A 14127-nucleotide genomic window follows, 5' to 3' on the forward strand; every position below is an offset into this window, starting at 1 on the left:
AAAGACCGGCTCTTACTTGCGCAGCCGCACTTCGAAGGCGTCCCGCAGCCCGTCGCCGATGAAGTTGAACGCGGCGACGACGAGGACGATCGCGATGCCCGGCGGGAAGATCAGCCACCAGTAGCCGTTCTGCGTGTAGGTGATGCCGGCGGAGAGCATCGAGCCCCAGTCGGCGGACGGCGGCGGGATGGAGAGGCCGAGGAAGGCGAGATAGCTGACGTAGAGGATGGCGTCGGCGATCTGGAACGTGCAGTTGACGATGACCGTGCCGATGGCGTTCGGCACGATGTGCTTGAAGACCGCGCGGGCGCCGCCGCCGCCCATCATCCGCATGGCCTGCACGTACTCCCGGTTGCGCAGCGACAGCGCCTCGCCGCGCACCAGGCGGGCGGGGGAGAGCCAGGCGACGCCCGCGATGATGAGGATGAGCACGCCCTTGCTGGGCGTGATGATCGCGGCGACGACCACGAGCAGGAACATCGCGGGGATGGCGAGCGCCGCGTCCGTGACGCGCATCATCGCGGCGTCGACCCAGCCGCCGAAGTACCCGGCGACGGCGCCGTACACGGTCCCGAACAGGGTGGCCAGCAGCCCTGCCGCCAGGCCGATCTCGAGCGAGGTCTGCCCCGCGGTCATCAGCCGGCCGACCATGTCGTAGCCGAGGTCGGTGGTGCCGAGGAGATGCCCGGCGGTGCCCGGCGCCAGATTGGCCTGCGAGAGGTCCGTCAGGGTCTGCTCGGTGGGGTGCACCAGCGGGCCCAGGTAGCAGAAGGCCAGCAGCAGCACGAGCAGCACGACACCGCTCAGGGCCAGCTTGTTGCCGGTGAACACGCGCAGGGTGCGGCGGGCGAGTGAGGGCGTGGCCTGCGCGGCTTCCTCCTGCCCCGGTATCTGAGAAGTCACAGCGGTCGTCATGCCACGCTCCGGATCCGGGGGTCGAGGACGGCGTACAGGATGTCGGTGAGCAGCGAGCCGAGCACGGTCGCGATGCCGACGACGAGGGTCACACCGAGCAGCACGGGGAAGTCCGAGCCCTGCGCGGCGTTCCAGAACAGCAGTCCCATTCCTGGGTAGTTGAACATCGACTCGACGACGAGCGCGCCGCTGAACAGGGTCGGCAGGTAGAGGCCGAGCAGGGTGGCGAGCGGGATCAGGGCGTTGCGCAGCACGTGCTTGACCATGATCCGGCGGTTCGACTGGCCCTTCGCCATCGCCGTGCGCACGTATTCCTCGGTGAGGTTGTCGAGGACGGCCGAGCGCATGTAGCGGCTGAACATGGCGACGATGCCGAACGCCATCGTCACCACCGGCAGGATCAACCCCGAGAAGTCACCCAGGAGTTGGCTGATCGTCTCGCCCTGCGGCGCCTCCGCCGGGAAGATCGGCAGCACCTGCGCGAACAGGATGATCATGATGAGGCCGAGGAAGAACACCGGCGTCGCGTAGAGCAGGAAGGCGAGCCCGGTGAGGGCGTAGTCGGACGCCTTGCCGCGCCGCACCGCCTGCAGCAGGCCGAGCGGCACCGCGATGACGACCGCGAGCACCGTCGAAAGGACCGTCAGGAGCAGCGTCTTGGGCAGCCGCTGCTTCAACAGCTCGAAGACCGGGGAGTTCAGCTTGTACGAGTCGCCGAGGTCGCCGGTGAGCAGTCGCTTCAGGTACATCAGGTACTGCGTCGGCAGCGAACGGTCGTAGCCCTGCTGGTGGTTGAAGTGCTCGATCTGCTGCGGCGTGCCCTTCGGGCCGAGGATCGCGCGGGCCGGCCCGCCCGGCAGCAGGTGCAGCAGGGTGAAGACGATGATCGAGACGAGGAACAGGACGACGAGCGCCTGAAGGAAACGCTTGACCAGAAAGCCGGTCACTTCGCGGCCTCCTTCTTTACGCTCTGGGAGTTCTTGACGCTCTTGGAGTTGTTGACGTAGTACCAGTGCTGCGGCGCGAACGTGACCGTGGGGTTCTGCTCGATGCCCCGCAGGTCGTTGCGGATCACGGAGACCTGGTAGGCGGGGTTCGGCATCCACATCACCGGGAGCTGCTCGGCGAGGTACTCGCCGTACTCATGGACGGCCTTCATGTCGGGGGCGTACTGCACGGCCCGGATGAGCCGGTCCGCCTTCTTGTCGCTGTAGTTGCCGAAGTTGGCGGACGCACCGGTCGAGAAGAGCTGCTCGCCGCTCGGGTTGAGCGGGTAGTACCAGCTGCCTGCGGTGCCGAAGAAGGACATGTCCCAGTCGCAGCCGGAGTCCTTCTTCTTGCACGGGACGGAGTTGCCGAGGACGGAGTTGAGCGGCTGCTGGCGCACGGTGAGGCCGATGCCGGCCTTGCTGAGCGACGACTTGAGTTCCTGCATCATGTTCGTCGTCTCGGTCGAGCCGGACTGCGAGAGCAGGGTCAGCTCCAGCGGGTCGTTCTTCCCGATGCCCGTGCCGCACTCGTCGTCGCCCGAACCTGGGCGCACGCAGCGCGCGACGCCGTCGTCGGTCTTCCAACCGTGTGCGGAGAGCAGCGACGTGGCCTTGGCGACGGAGAAGGGGTACTGGTTGTGCTCCATCTTCTCCGACAGGTACTGACTCTTCGGCGTGACCGGCACCGGGCCGAGCGTCGCTGTCGCGCTGCCCTGCCAGATGACCTTGCTCATCGCCTTCTGGTCGACGAGATGCTGCATCGCCTGCCGGACATAGAGCTGGCTCATCGCCGGGCCCGCGTGCGTGGAGTTGAAGTTGTAGACGATGTAGGTGGCCGCCCAGCCCTCCCACGGGTCGACGCGGTACCCCTTGTCCTGGAACTTCTCCTTCTGCGCCATCACCGACGGCGGGATGTAGCCGTAGTCGACACCGCCGGAGCGCAGCACGTTGTACTCGGAGTCGGAGGTGGTGAACGGCTTGAAGACCACCTTGTCGAGATGCGGCCGCTCGGACTTCGGGCCGGTGTACTTCTCGTTCGGGACGATCGTCACCTGCCCGGTGTCCCGCCAACCGGCGAGCTTCCAGGGCCCGTTGACGGTCTTCCAGAGCGGGTCGCTGCCGTACGAGCCCAGGCTCTTCGCATGCTGCGTGAGCCGGGCGAAGACCGCCTTGGCGCCCTTGGTGGTCCGGTCGAAGTCGCCGACCTTCCCGCCGTCCTTCGTGGCGTCCCAGGCGTGCTGCGGCATCGCCCGCATCAAGGTGAGCTGGTTCGCCGTGAACCAGTCCGGGTTGTACGCGCGGTCGAGACGCAGCCGCACCGTGTGGTCGTCGACGACCTCGAACTTCTTCACGTTGTCGGGCATGGTGCCGACCGAGTAGTTGCCCCAGTCCGCCTTGTTCGCCTTGACGAGGTTGAACCAGAACTCCAGGTCGCGGGCGGTCACCTGGGTGCCGTCCGACCATGTGACGCCGTGCCGCAGCGGCAGGGTGACCGTCGTGTTCCCGTCGCTGTACGTCGGCTTCAGGCCGAGCGTGCTCGGGCCGGTCGTGGTCAGTTCGCCCTTCTCCTGCACGGCGTCGTAGACCGGCATGTACAGGAGCGTCTGGATGGCGTAGTTGTACGAGGCTCCGTAGCCCGGCGCGCCGATCGGGAAGATCCAGTTGGGCGTCGCCGCGGGCGGCAGCGCCATCGTGGCCGTGCCGCCCTCGACGGGAGTGCCGCCGGTGGGGCCCATCGCGATCCGGCCGCCCTCGTGCGTGCAGCCGGTGAGCGCCACCAGCGTCGCCGCGAGGGCGAGCGCGGCGGACGCCGTTGACCTGAGGGAACGCATGCCGAAGGGCCTCCAAGGGGACCAGGAAAAGGGGCGCCTGCTCCGTGCCACGGATCGACGGAGGGGCGCCCGAACGCTAAGTCGACCGTTCGAATCAAGTCAATAGGTTCATTCGGAAAGTACTGCAAAATCGCCCGCGCCCTGGTCAACTTGGTTCGGTCATGGTTAATGTTCGGTGCGATATCGAACTAACCCGTCGAAGCAAGTGTGAGAACGACCAGGGGGCGGCATGGCCGACACAGCGCACGAAGGCGAGCCGGGCTCGGCGCAGCACATACTCCGGCTCGTCTCGTCCGGCGCCGCGTCCTCCCGGGCCGACCTCGTACGGGAACTGGGGCTCGCCCCCTCCACGGTGTCGCTGCGCGTACAGGAGCTCGTCTCGGCGGGCGTGCTCACCGAATCCGGCGAGGGCGCCTCACGCGGCGGGCGCCGGCCGCGGCTGCTGCGGGTCCAGGCGCGGGGCGGGGTCGCGCTCGCCGCGGACCTCGGCAGTCACCACGCCCGGCTCGGCGCGATCGACCTCGGGGGCACCGTCCACGGCGCCGTCGACCTGCCGCACGACATCACCGCGGGCCCCGAATCCGCTGTCGACTGGCTGTGCGCGCAAGTGGGCCGGCTCGCCGCCGCGCAGCGGGAGTCGGGGCGCACCGTGCGGGCGCTCGGCGTGGCCTTCCCCGGGCCCGTCGCCCCCGCCGACGGCCGCGTCCTGAGCCCTTCACGCATGCCGGGCTGGCACCGCTACCCGCTGCGCGAGGTCCTCGCCGAGCGGCTCGGCATGCCCGTCACCGTGGCCAACGACGCGACGATGATGGCCGTCGGCGAACACCGCACGACCCGGCCCGACCTCGATCACATGGTCGTCGTCAAGGCGGGCCGCGGCATCGGCAGCGGCATCGTCGTCGCGGGCCGCCCGCACGACGGCGCGACCGGCAGTGCCGGCGACATCAGCCACGTACGCGTCGAGGCGGCGGGTGAGCGGCCGTGCAGCTGCGGCAACATCGGCTGCCTGGAGACCGTCGCGAGCGGCGCCGCTCTGATCCGTGAACTCGCGGCGCAGGGCATCGAGGTGGCGGGGACGAGCGAACTCCTCCAGCTCGTCGCCGACGGCGATCCCGTCGCCACCACCCTCGTGCGCACCGCCGGACGGCACATCGGCACCGTCCTGTCGGTCGTCGTGAACTTCTTCAACCCGCAGGCCGTCGCCCTCGGCGGCGTCCTCGCCACCGCAGAGCCCCTTGTCGCCGCCGTCCGCGGTGTCCTTTATGAGCGCTGCCTGCCGCTCGCCACCGCGGACCTGGAGATCACCACGACGACCGCGGGCCCCGACGCGGGCCTGCTCGGCGCGGGTCTGACGGCGCTGCACCAGACCCTCTCGACAGCCACCTCCGCACCTCCCGCACCTCAGGAAGAGAGCGCCCCCGCATGACCGGCACCACCCCCGCACCCAGCCGTCGCCTGCGCATCGGCATCGGCGGCATCGGCATCGAGTCGTCCACGTTCTGCCCGCACCGCTCCACCGCCGACGACTTCCGGCAGACCCGCGGCCAGGACCTCCTCGACCGCTACACGTGGACGCGGGCCGACAGCGACCTCGCCGACCTCGTGGAATGGGTGCCGCTCCTGCACGCGACGTCGCTGCCCGGCGGCCCGGTGGAAGCCGAGTCGTACCTGATCCTGAAGAACGAACTGGTCACCCGTATACGGGAAGCGGGCCCGCTCGACGGACTCGTCTACGACATCCACGGCGCCATGAGCGTCGTCGGCCTGACCGACGCCGAGGGCGACCTGACCGAGGCCGTCCGCGCCGCGCTCGACCACATCGGCACCCCCGGCGGCGGCCGGCCCATGATCTCCACCGCCATGGACCTGCACGGCAATGTCTCGCGCCGCTTCGCCGAGCCGATCGACCTGCTCACCGCCCACCGGCTCGCCCCGCACGAGGACGCGTGGGACACCCGCGAGCGCGCCGCCCGCAACCTCGTGCACTGCCTGCGCGAGGACGTCCGCCCGCACCGCGCCTGGGTCCAGGTCCCCGTCCTCCTTCCCGGGGAGAAGACCAGCACCCGCCTGGAGCCCGCAAAGTCCCTCTACGCCTCGCTCGCCGAGATCGAGAAGAAGGACGGCATCCTCGATGCCGCGATGTGGGTCGGCTACGCCTGGGCCGACGAGCCGCGCTGCAAGGCCGCCATCGTGGTCACCGGAGAGGACGCCGAACTCGCCGCCCGTGAGGCCGAGTTGCTGGCCCGCCGCTACTGGGACGCCCGCAAGGACTTCGTGTTCGTCGGCCCGACCGGCAGCGCCGAGGAGTGCATCGAGAAGGCCGTCGCCTCCGATCAACGGCCCTTCCTCATCAGCGACTCCGGCGACAACCCGACGGCCGGCGGCGCGGGCGACCTCGCGTACATGCTGGGCAAGCTCCTCGCGCACGACGCGATCCGCACCGGCGAGGTCACCGCCGTCCACCCGGGCATCACCGACCCGGCCGCCGTCGCCGCCTGCTTCGCGGCCGGAGTCGGCGCCGAGGTGACGCTCTCCGTCGGCGGCAAGGTCGACGCGAACCACGGCGGCCCCTACGAACTCACCGGCACCGTAACGGCGTTGCAGCGCGCCGCCGACCAGGCGTACCCGGCCGCGGGCGGCGCCTACGACCGCGGCGTCGACATGGCGGCCGTCCGCGTCGGCGGCCTCACCGTGATCCTCGTCGAGCGCCGCAAGCCCTTCCACACGCTCGCCGACTTCCTGGGCCCGGCCGAGGGCGGCCTCGGCATCGACCCGCGTACGTACGACCTCGTCGTCGTCAAGATCGGCTACCTGGAACCCGAGCTGTACGACATGGCCGCCGACTGGCTGCTCGCGCTCACCCCCGGCGGTGTCGACCAGGACCTGCTGCGCCTGGGCCACCACCGGGTGGAGCGCCCGCTCTACCCCTTCGACGAGGACGCGTACGAGACGGGGGACGGCGGCCCCGACCTCACGCCGGTCCTGCTCTAGAAGCCCTGGCGGCTCAACTCATCCACTCCGCCTCGTAGGTTGCGTATGTCCCGTCGTGCTTCGCCAGATGCACGAACTGGTCCACGTACTCCTGGAAGTCGCGGTCCCCTCGCGGCGTCGCGTACGCCTTCTCCGAGAACGTGAACGGCTCGTCGGGGTGGACCGAGCACAGCTCGGGGTGGATCTTCGCCTGGTAGAGCGTCTCGCTCGCGTCCGTCATCATCACGTCCGCCCGGCCCGCCACGATCTCGTCGAAGATCGTGGTGTTGTCCGGGTGGACGGTGATGGTGGCCTGCTGGATGTGGGCGCGGGCGAACTGCTCGTTCGTGCCACCGGGGTTGACGATCACCTTGGTGCCGGGCTTGTCGATGTCGTCGAGCGTCTTGTACGTGTCCTTGTCGGCACAGCGCACGACCGGCGTCTTGCCGTCCTCGCGCGTCGGCTCGCTGAAGTGGACCTGGCGGGCGCGGGGCAGCGTGATGGAGACACCGCCGACCGCGACGTCGCACTTCCCGGCCGACAGATCGCTCACCAGGTTCGCCCAAGTGGCGTCCACGAAGCGGGCCTTGGCGTCCAGGCTCTTGGCGAGATCCTTCGCCATGTCGATGTCGACGCCACTGTACGAACCGTCCTTCTGGTCCTTGTACGTGAACGGCCGGTAGTCGCCCGTCGTGCAGACCCGCAGCACCCCGGACTTCGGTACGGAGTCCAGCAGGCTGCCCGGCGGCTTCTTCGCGGGCTGGTGCGCGGCCGTGGGTGCCGCGGGTGCGGCGGCGGTCAGGGCCAGCAGGCAGACCAGGGCGGACAGGGTGGCGGCACGCTGCTTGGACGCGCGGCGGCTCATCGCGACTCCTCGGCAAGACGGTTGCAAAATGACGTGATCACCTTGGCAGATCAACCGCTGCGCGGACCCCCGCGGAACGCCCCCGGTGTCTCGCCCGCCCGCAGCCGGAAGAACTTGGTGAAGTCGCTCGGATCGTCGAAGCCGAGCCTGGCCGCCACCTCCCGTGCGGGCAGGCCGCTGTGCCACAGCAACCGCTTGGCCTCCAGCAGGACCCGGTCGTCGACGTACTGCTTGGCGGTGCGGCCCGTCGCGGCGAGCGACGCCCGGGTCAGCGTGCGCGGGCTGTACCCAAGGGCCGCCGCGTAGTCCTCGACCCGCCGGGTCACCGCGTGGTCCCGCTCGACGGCCGCGTGGAAGCGGCGGAACGTGCCCGACACCGCCCCCGCGTCCGGCGCCGGATCGCGCACCGCCGCCAGGCGCACCACCAGCACGGACAGCAGGGCGCGCACCACCTCGGTGTGCGCCTGAAGCGGCAGCGAGGCCATCGCCCCGTACTCGTGACGGAGATGGTCGAGCGCCCGCGCCACCGCCTCCGCCGCCGGCCCCCGCGGCGCCAGCGGGTACTGCTCGTACGGCGGATCCATGTGCGCGGCCGAGACCGTGGCGGGCGGCAGGAAGCCCGCCTTGAACAGCACGATCACCCCGTCCGCCGCCGCCAGATCCGCACCGAACCGCTGCACCTGCCCCGCCCGGATCCACAGCCACGACCCGGGCCGCAGCTCCTGCTCGACGAAGTCCACCCACATCCGCAGCGGCCGTGCGCGGGCCCCGATCAGCTGGTGGAAGGCGGGGCGCAGCGGGACGTACGGGTCGTTGCCGTGCCGCCGCGCCCGCTCGTACAGATCGGCGAGCTCCATCACCTCGACCCCGGCGGGCGCACCGACGGTCGGCGTGTACGCCAGCTCCCTGACGTCCGCGCCCCGGGCGGCGCCTGCATCCTGTCCGTTTTTCCCCATGCCGAGTCCCGAGCGTACCGCTCCCGGGTCCGTCCCGCCGCCTAGCGTGAAAGCACAGGTCAGCGACGTATGAGGAGAGGCACTGTGCGATTGGTCGTAGGCATGACCGGAGCGACCGGCGCGCCGTTCGGTGTCCGGCTACTGGAGAACCTGCGCGAGCTGCCGGACGTGGAGACCCATCTGGTCCTCTCCCGCTGGGCGCGCACCACGATCGAGCTGGAGACCGGCCTGTCCGTCGCCGAGGTGTCCGCGCTCGCGGACGTCACGCACCACCCGGACGACCAGGGCGCCACCATCTCCTCCGGTTCGTTCCGCACCGACGGCATGGTCATCGTGCCGTGCTCCATGAAGACCCTCGCGGGCATCAGGACCGGGTACGCCGAAGGGCTCGTGGCGCGCGCCGCCGATGTCGTCCTCAAGGAGCGCCGCAAGCTCGTCCTCGTGCCCCGCGAGACCCCGCTGAGCGAGATCCATCTGCGGAACATGCTTGAACTCGCCCGTATGGGCGTGCAGTTGGTGCCACCCATGCCCGCCTTCTACAACCATCCGCGGAGCGTCGACGACATCGTCGACCACATCACGGCCCGCATCCTCGACCAGTTCGAGCTGCCCGCGCCCGCCGCCCGGCGCTGGGCCGGCATGCGCGCGGCTCGCGCCGCCGCCCGCGACGCCGCCTGAAGTCCCGTACCCCACAAAGGAATTCACCATGGCCTACGACGATCTGCGCAGCTTCCTCGCCACCTTGGAGAAGGAGGGGCAGCTGCTGCGCATCACCGACGAGGTGCTGCCCGAGCCCGATCTGGCGGCCGCCGCCAACGCGACGGGCCGCATCGGCGAGAACGCCCCCGCCCTCTACTTCGACAACGTCAAGGGCTTCACCGACGCCCGGATCGCGCTGAACGTGCACGGTTCCTGGGCCAATCACGCGCTCGCCCTCGGTCTGCCGCGGGGCACCCCGGTCAAGGAGCAGGTCGAGGAGTTCGCCCGCCGCTGGGACGCCTTCCCCGTCGCACCCGAACGGCGCGAGGACGCACCCTGGCGCGAGAACGCTCAGGAGGCCGGTGACGTGGACCTCTTCTCCGTCCTGCCGCTCTTCCGCCTCAATGACGGCGACGGCGGCTTCTACCTCGACAAGGCCGCCGTCGTCTCCCGCGACCCCGAGGACCCCGACGACTTCGGCAAGCAGAACGTCGGCACATACCGCATCCAGGTCATCGGCAAGGACCGCCTCGCCTTCCAGCCGGTCCCCATGCACGACGTGGCCCAGCACCTGCGCAAGGCCGAGGAGGTGGGCGAGGACCTGCCCATCGCGATCACTCTCGGCAACGACCCCGTGATGGCGATCGTCGCCGGGATGCCGATGGCGTACGACCAGAGCGAGTACGAGATGGCCGGCGCACTGCGCGGGGCGCCCGCGCCGATCGCCACCGCGCCGCTCACCGGCTTCGACGTGCCGTGGGGCAGCGAGGTCGTCATCGAGGGCGTCATCGAGTCCCGCACCCGTCAAATAGAGGGCCCCTTCGGGGAGTTCACCGGCCACTACTCCGGTGGCCGCCGGATGCCCGTCATCCGCGTCGACCGCGTCTCGTACCGGACGAACCCGGTCTTCGAGTCGCTCTACCTCGGCATGCCGTGGACCGAGGTCGACTACCTCGTCGGCCCCAACACCTGCGTCCCCCTGCTCAAGCAGCTGCGCGCCGAGTTCCCCGAGGTGCAGGCCGTCAACGCCATGTACACCCACGGCCTGATGGTGGTCATCTCCACGGCCAAGCGGTACGGCGGCTTCGCCAAGGCCGTCGGCATGCGCGCGATGACGACACCGCACGGACTCGGTTACGTGTCCCAGGTGATCCTCGTCGACGAGGACGTGGACCCCTTCAATCTGCCGCAGGTCATGTGGGCCATGTCGGCGAAGGTCAACCCGAAGGACGACGTCGTCGTCATCCCGAACCTGTCGGTCCTCGAACTCGCGCCCGCGGCGCAGCCCGCCGGCATCACCAGCAAGATGATCATCGATGCGACGACTCCGGTCGCCCCCGATGTCCGCGGCAACTTCTCCACCCCGGCCAAGGACCTGCCCGAGACCGCCGAGTGGGCGGCCCGTCTGCAGCGCCTCATCGCGGCCCGCCACTGAACACGAAGAGTCCCGAAGAAAGGCCAAGTCCCGTGCAGAACCTGCCCGTTGAATGCCCCCGCTGCGCCTTCGAGGCGATCAGCCCGCTCGCCACCTCGCCCGTACGCGGGGTGTGGGACGTGCTCCAGTGCGACCGCTGCCTCTACACCTGGCGCACCACCGAACCCGCCCGCCGCACCCGGCGCGACGCCTACCCGGACATCTTCAAGCTGACGCAGGCCGACATCGACCGGGCGATCGAGGTACCGGCGATACCGCCGCTGCGCGCCGACGCCGGACACTGAGCGACGACGGTGCCCCGGCCGGGCGGGGGCACCGTCGTGGTGGCACGGCTCAGACGGACCGGTGGTACTGGTCCGGCACGTGCACGTCGGCGCCCAGCTCGCGCGCCGCGTGGCGGGCGAAGGACGGGTCGCGCAGGAGCTCGCGGCCGAGCAGCACCGCGTCGGCCTCGCCGTTGGAGACGATCTTCTCGGCCTGCTCGACTTCCGTGATCAGGCCGACGGCGGCGACCGGCACCCCGGCCTCGCCTCGGATGCGCGCCGCGAACGGGACCTGGTAGCCGGGGCCGACCGGGATGCGGACGCCCGCGGCGTTGCCGCCGGTCGACACGTCGATCAAGTCCACGCCGTGCGCCTGGAGTTCGGCGGCGAAGCGGACCGTCTCGTCGGCGGTCCAGCCGGCCTCGCCCGCCAGCCAGTCGGTGGCGGAGATACGGAAGAACAAGGGGAGTTCGTCGGGCCACACGGCACGCACGGCGTCGACGACCTCCAGGGCGAAGCGGGTGCGGTTCTCGTACGAGCCGCCGTACTCGTCCGTACGCCGGTTGCTGTGCGGGGAGAGGAACTGGCCGATCAGATAGCCGTGCGCCCCGTGGATCTCGGCGACCTCGAACCCGGCGTCGAGGGAGCGCCGCGCGGCGTCGGCGAACTGCTGGACGATCTCCGCGATGCCGTCGGCCGTCAGCTCGGCCGGCGCCGGGTGCGTGTCGTCGAACGGCACCGCGCTCGGCGCCACCGCCTGCCACCCGTGGTCCTCGGGGCCGAGCGGCGCGCCGCCCTTCCAGGGGCGGTCAGTCGAGGCCTTGCGGCCCGCGTGTCCGAGCTGGATCCCCGGGATCGTGTTCTGGGACTTGAAGAACGTCGTGATCCGGCGGAAGGCTTCCACCTGCGCGTCGTTCCAGATGCCCAGGTCGTACGGGGAGATGCGGCCCTCGGGGCTGACCCCGGTGGCCTCGACGATGATCAGGCCGGTGCCGCCGGCCGCCCGCGCGCCGTAGTGCTGGAAGTGCCAGTCCGTGGGCGCGCCGGTCAGCGGGCCCTCGGGGGCGGCGCTGTACTGGCACATCGGCGGCATCCAGACACGGTTCGCAGCCGTCAGTGACCGCAGGGTGTAGGGCTCGAACAGCGTGCTCACGCCGGACTCCATTCGTACGTGCTCAATTTCTTGCCTACTACGATAGGCATCGTAGTACGGCGACTGTCAAACTACGAGGAGTCTCGTACAATGAGCTCGGACCGCGGGGTCCGGGATCGCGCGGGTCGAACACGAACCACGGATCGCCGTCACACGCAGACACAAGGGGATCCGCCATGACGACCGCCGCAGCGCACACCACCGGCAGCCGCACCCTCGCGCACCCCGACCGCGCGGAGATCCGGCTCGAAGCGGTGCTGCACGCACTGGCCGACCCCATGCGTCTCGCCGTCGTCCGCGAGATGGCGGCAGCGCGGGGGGTCGACTCCCAGGGGTTCTCCTGTTCCCACTTCGACCTGCCCGTCACCAAGTCCACGTCCACGCACCACTTCCGGGTGCTGCGCGAGAGTGGCGTGATCGAGCAGGTCTACCGTGGTACGACGAAGCTGAACGGACTGCGCCGAGCTGATCTGGACGCCCTGTTCCCCGGCCTGCTCGACCGTGTTCTCGACGCGGCCGACCGGCAGGCCGACCGGCTCGGCGGCAGCGGGGCGGCCTGAACGCGCCGCATACCGGAAGGTGTCACGCCCCGGACGGGCCTCGCGCCGCGCTCAACAGCCCTGCCCAGTCGGAGATCTTGACGGAACCGCGCCCGAGTGAGAGCCCCAGCGCCGCCTCGGCCCGCTCGATCGACCGCCAGCCGTCCCACTCCACGGGCCGCACCCCGGCGGCGAGCAGCCCGGCCAGTGGATCCCGCGCCCGTTCCTGAGCGCCGGTGAGCTCGGCGAGGTCGTCGAGGAGGGACGACACCGTCTCCTTGGCGCACGGCCGGTTCGTGCCGATGACCCCGGTCGGGCCGCGCTTGATCCACCCCGCGACGTACTCACCGGGGGAGACGAGGCCGCCCCGCAGCACCCGCCCCGCCGCATGCGGAACCGTCCCGAGGCCCGCGTCGAACGGCAGCCCCGCCAGCGGCACCCCGCGGTACCCGACCGACCGGAGCACCAGCTCCGCGGCGATCTCCTCGCACACGCCCGTCCCGAGCACGCCCCCGTGCCCGTCCGGCCGGGTCCGCTCGAAGCGCACCGCCGCGACCCGCCCGCGCCCCTCGACGATCTCGACGGGCCGCAGAAAGAACCGCAGATGGATCCGGCGGGCGGCGCCCTGGCGCGGTCGGCCTGCCCAGCCGCGCAGCACCTCCACGTTGCGGCGGACGGCCGTGGGCAGCGCGGCGGGGTCGCGGAATCCGGGGTCGAGGATCAACTCGGCTTCGTCCACGACGACTTCGGCGCCTGGAAGAGCGCCGAGCTCGCGTAGCTCCTTGGTGGTGAAGCGGGCCTGTGACGGGCCCCGCCGGCCCACCATGTAGACGTCCCGCACCGCGCTCGCGGCCAGTGTGCCGAGCGCCGCCTGCGGCATGTCGGTGGGCGCGAGCTCGGCGGCACCGCGGGCCAGCATGCGCGTCACGTCGACCGCCACGTTCCCGACGCCGATCGCGACGGCGGAGCGCACGTCCCGGACGAAACCGTCGTCGCGCGCGTCGGGGTGGGCGCTGTACCAGGCCACGAAGTCGGTCGCCGACCAACTCCCGGGAAGGTCCTCGCCCGGCACCCCGAGCCGCCGGTCGGCCGCGGCGCCCACGCAGTACACGACCGCGTCGTACAGCTCCAGAAGCTTCGCGGGCGGCAGCGAGGGGCCGATCTCGACACCGCCGAGGAAGCGGATCCGCTCGTCCTGCAGCACCGTCCGCAGGGTGCCCTGCAACGACTTGATCTTCTCGTGGTCGGGCGCGACGCCGTAGCGCACCAGGCCGTACGGGCACGGCAGCCGGTCGAGCACGTCGACGCGGATGTCCGGGAGGCTGCCTTGCTGGATGAGGCTCTGAGCGGTGTAGACCCCGCTCGGCCCCGATCCGACAACGGCGATGTGCGGCACGGGCGGCTCCTTCCGCAGTGCGCTGATGCTCTTCAGCATGGCACCGGGAAGCGCCTACGGGGAGAGTTTGTCGCGTGCGTGGCCTGTCAAGCAGTGATCCCTCGGCTACCGTGCG

13 protein-coding genes are annotated in these 14127 nt (G+C 70.5%); 6 read left to right on the forward strand and 7 right to left on the reverse strand.

The window, feature by feature from the left end:
• Window positions 1–12 precede the first annotated feature (12 nt).
• From ACIREE_RS12330 to ACIREE_RS12340, 3 genes are read right to left on the reverse strand one after another with little or no spacing between them, the layout of a single operon-like run.
• The gene (locus ACIREE_RS12330; protein ID WP_404150125.1) at window positions 13–915 is read right to left on the reverse strand and encodes an ABC transporter permease; all 903 of its coding nucleotides are present in this window, start codon (window positions 913–915) and stop codon (window positions 13–15) included.
• Window positions 912–1862, reverse strand: a complete 951-nt coding sequence (locus ACIREE_RS12335; RefSeq protein WP_404150128.1) for an ABC transporter permease — start codon at window positions 1860–1862, stop codon at window positions 912–914. The genes ACIREE_RS12330 and ACIREE_RS12335 overlap by 4 nt, the downstream gene beginning before the upstream one ends.
• Entirely contained in the window at window positions 1859–3736 is a 1878-nt protein-coding gene (locus ACIREE_RS12340; protein ID WP_404150130.1) for a peptide ABC transporter substrate-binding protein, read from the reverse strand. Before ACIREE_RS12340 ends, ACIREE_RS12335 begins: the two co-directional genes overlap by 4 nt.
• Before the next feature lie 229 nt (window positions 3737–3965).
• Here ACIREE_RS12340 and ACIREE_RS12345 point away from each other — a divergent pair, with 229 nt between their 5' ends.
• Together ACIREE_RS12345 and ACIREE_RS12350 are read left to right on the forward strand one after the other, a co-directional pair.
• Window positions 3966–5162: an ROK family protein gene (locus ACIREE_RS12345; RefSeq protein ID WP_404150132.1), complete on the forward strand. Its 1197-nt coding sequence runs from the start codon at window positions 3966–3968 to the stop codon at window positions 5160–5162.
• A complete protein-coding gene (locus ACIREE_RS12350) occupies window positions 5159–6727 on the forward strand; it encodes a M81 family metallopeptidase (protein WP_404150135.1) in 1569 nt (522 codons plus the stop codon). Before ACIREE_RS12345 ends, ACIREE_RS12350 begins: the two co-directional genes overlap by 4 nt.
• Window positions 6728–6740: 13 nt before the next feature.
• Here the strand turns inward: ACIREE_RS12350 and ACIREE_RS12355 are convergent, their stop codons facing one another.
• Window positions 6741–7571: a transporter substrate-binding domain-containing protein gene (locus tag ACIREE_RS12355; protein WP_404150138.1), complete on the reverse strand. Its 831-nt coding sequence runs from the start codon at window positions 7569–7571 to the stop codon at window positions 6741–6743.
• 50 nt (window positions 7572–7621) lie between these two features.
• Window positions 7622–8527: a helix-turn-helix transcriptional regulator gene (locus ACIREE_RS12360; RefSeq protein WP_404150140.1), complete on the reverse strand. Its 906-nt coding sequence runs from the start codon at window positions 8525–8527 to the stop codon at window positions 7622–7624.
• Between the two features lie 84 nt (window positions 8528–8611).
• On the opposite strand from ACIREE_RS12360, the gene ACIREE_RS12365 reads away from it, so the two are divergent.
• The 3 genes from ACIREE_RS12365 to ACIREE_RS12375 are packed head-to-tail and all read left to right on the forward strand — an operon-like array spanning window position 8612 to window position 10945.
• Window positions 8612–9205 (forward strand): non-oxidative hydroxyarylic acid decarboxylases subunit B, encoded by a 594-nt coding sequence (locus ACIREE_RS12365; RefSeq protein WP_404150142.1) that lies wholly within the window; start codon window positions 8612–8614, stop codon window positions 9203–9205.
• Between the two features lie 28 nt (window positions 9206–9233).
• Window positions 9234–10661, forward strand: coding sequence for a non-oxidative vanillic acid decarboxylases subunit C (gene vdcC, locus ACIREE_RS12370; RefSeq protein ID WP_404150144.1), 1428 nt, complete (start codon window positions 9234–9236; stop codon window positions 10659–10661).
• A gap of 32 nt (window positions 10662–10693) precedes the next feature.
• The gene (locus ACIREE_RS12375; protein WP_404150145.1) at window positions 10694–10945 is read left to right on the forward strand and encodes a non-oxidative hydroxyarylic acid decarboxylases subunit D; all 252 of its coding nucleotides are present in this window, start codon (window positions 10694–10696) and stop codon (window positions 10943–10945) included.
• Window positions 10946–10994: 49 nt separating this feature from the next.
• Here ACIREE_RS12375 and ACIREE_RS12380 read toward each other — a convergent pair whose 3' ends face one another.
• Window positions 10995–12077, reverse strand: a complete 1083-nt coding sequence (locus tag ACIREE_RS12380; RefSeq protein ID WP_404150147.1) for an NADH:flavin oxidoreductase/NADH oxidase — start codon at window positions 12075–12077, stop codon at window positions 10995–10997.
• A gap of 176 nt (window positions 12078–12253) precedes the next feature.
• Between ACIREE_RS12380 and ACIREE_RS12385 the strand changes: the two genes are divergently transcribed.
• Window positions 12254–12637, forward strand: coding sequence for an ArsR/SmtB family transcription factor (locus tag ACIREE_RS12385; RefSeq protein WP_404150149.1), 384 nt, complete (start codon window positions 12254–12256; stop codon window positions 12635–12637).
• 22 nt (window positions 12638–12659) lie between these two features.
• Here ACIREE_RS12385 and ACIREE_RS12390 read toward each other — a convergent pair whose 3' ends face one another.
• Window positions 12660–14012 carry an NADP oxidoreductase gene (locus ACIREE_RS12390; RefSeq protein WP_404150150.1) on the reverse strand — a complete coding sequence of 451 codons (1353 nt, stop codon included), beginning with the start codon at window positions 14010–14012 and terminating at the stop codon, window positions 12660–12662.
• Window positions 14013–14127 lie beyond the last annotated feature (115 nt).

The organism is Streptomyces sp. NPDC102467, assembly GCF_044765445.1.
Classification (GTDB): Bacteria; Actinomycetota; Actinomycetes; order Streptomycetales; family Streptomycetaceae; genus Streptomyces.

What these genes read in the sequence shown, in the direction of transcription:
- ACIREE_RS12330 (WP_404150125.1), bottom strand. Translation starts at nt 915, where the DNA reads ATGACGACCGCTGTGACTTCTCAGATACCGGGGCAGGAGGAAGCCGCG.
- ACIREE_RS12340 (WP_404150130.1), bottom strand. Translation starts at nt 3,736, where the DNA reads ATGCGTTCCCTCAGGTCAACGGCGTCCGCCGCGCTCGCCCTCGCGGCG.
- ACIREE_RS12345 (WP_404150132.1), top strand. Translation starts at nt 3,966, where the DNA reads ATGGCCGACACAGCGCACGAAGGCGAGCCGGGCTCGGCGCAGCACATA.
- ACIREE_RS12350 (WP_404150135.1), top strand. Translation starts at nt 5,159, where the DNA reads ATGACCGGCACCACCCCCGCACCCAGCCGTCGCCTGCGCATCGGCATC.
- ACIREE_RS12355 (WP_404150138.1), bottom strand. Translation starts at nt 7,571, where the DNA reads ATGAGCCGCCGCGCGTCCAAGCAGCGTGCCGCCACCCTGTCCGCCCTG.
- ACIREE_RS12360 (WP_404150140.1), bottom strand. Translation starts at nt 8,527, where the DNA reads ATGGGGAAAAACGGACAGGATGCAGGCGCCGCCCGGGGCGCGGACGTC.
- vdcC (WP_404150144.1), top strand. Translation starts at nt 9,234, where the DNA reads ATGGCCTACGACGATCTGCGCAGCTTCCTCGCCACCTTGGAGAAGGAG.
- ACIREE_RS12385 (WP_404150149.1), top strand. Translation starts at nt 12,254, where the DNA reads ATGACGACCGCCGCAGCGCACACCACCGGCAGCCGCACCCTCGCGCAC.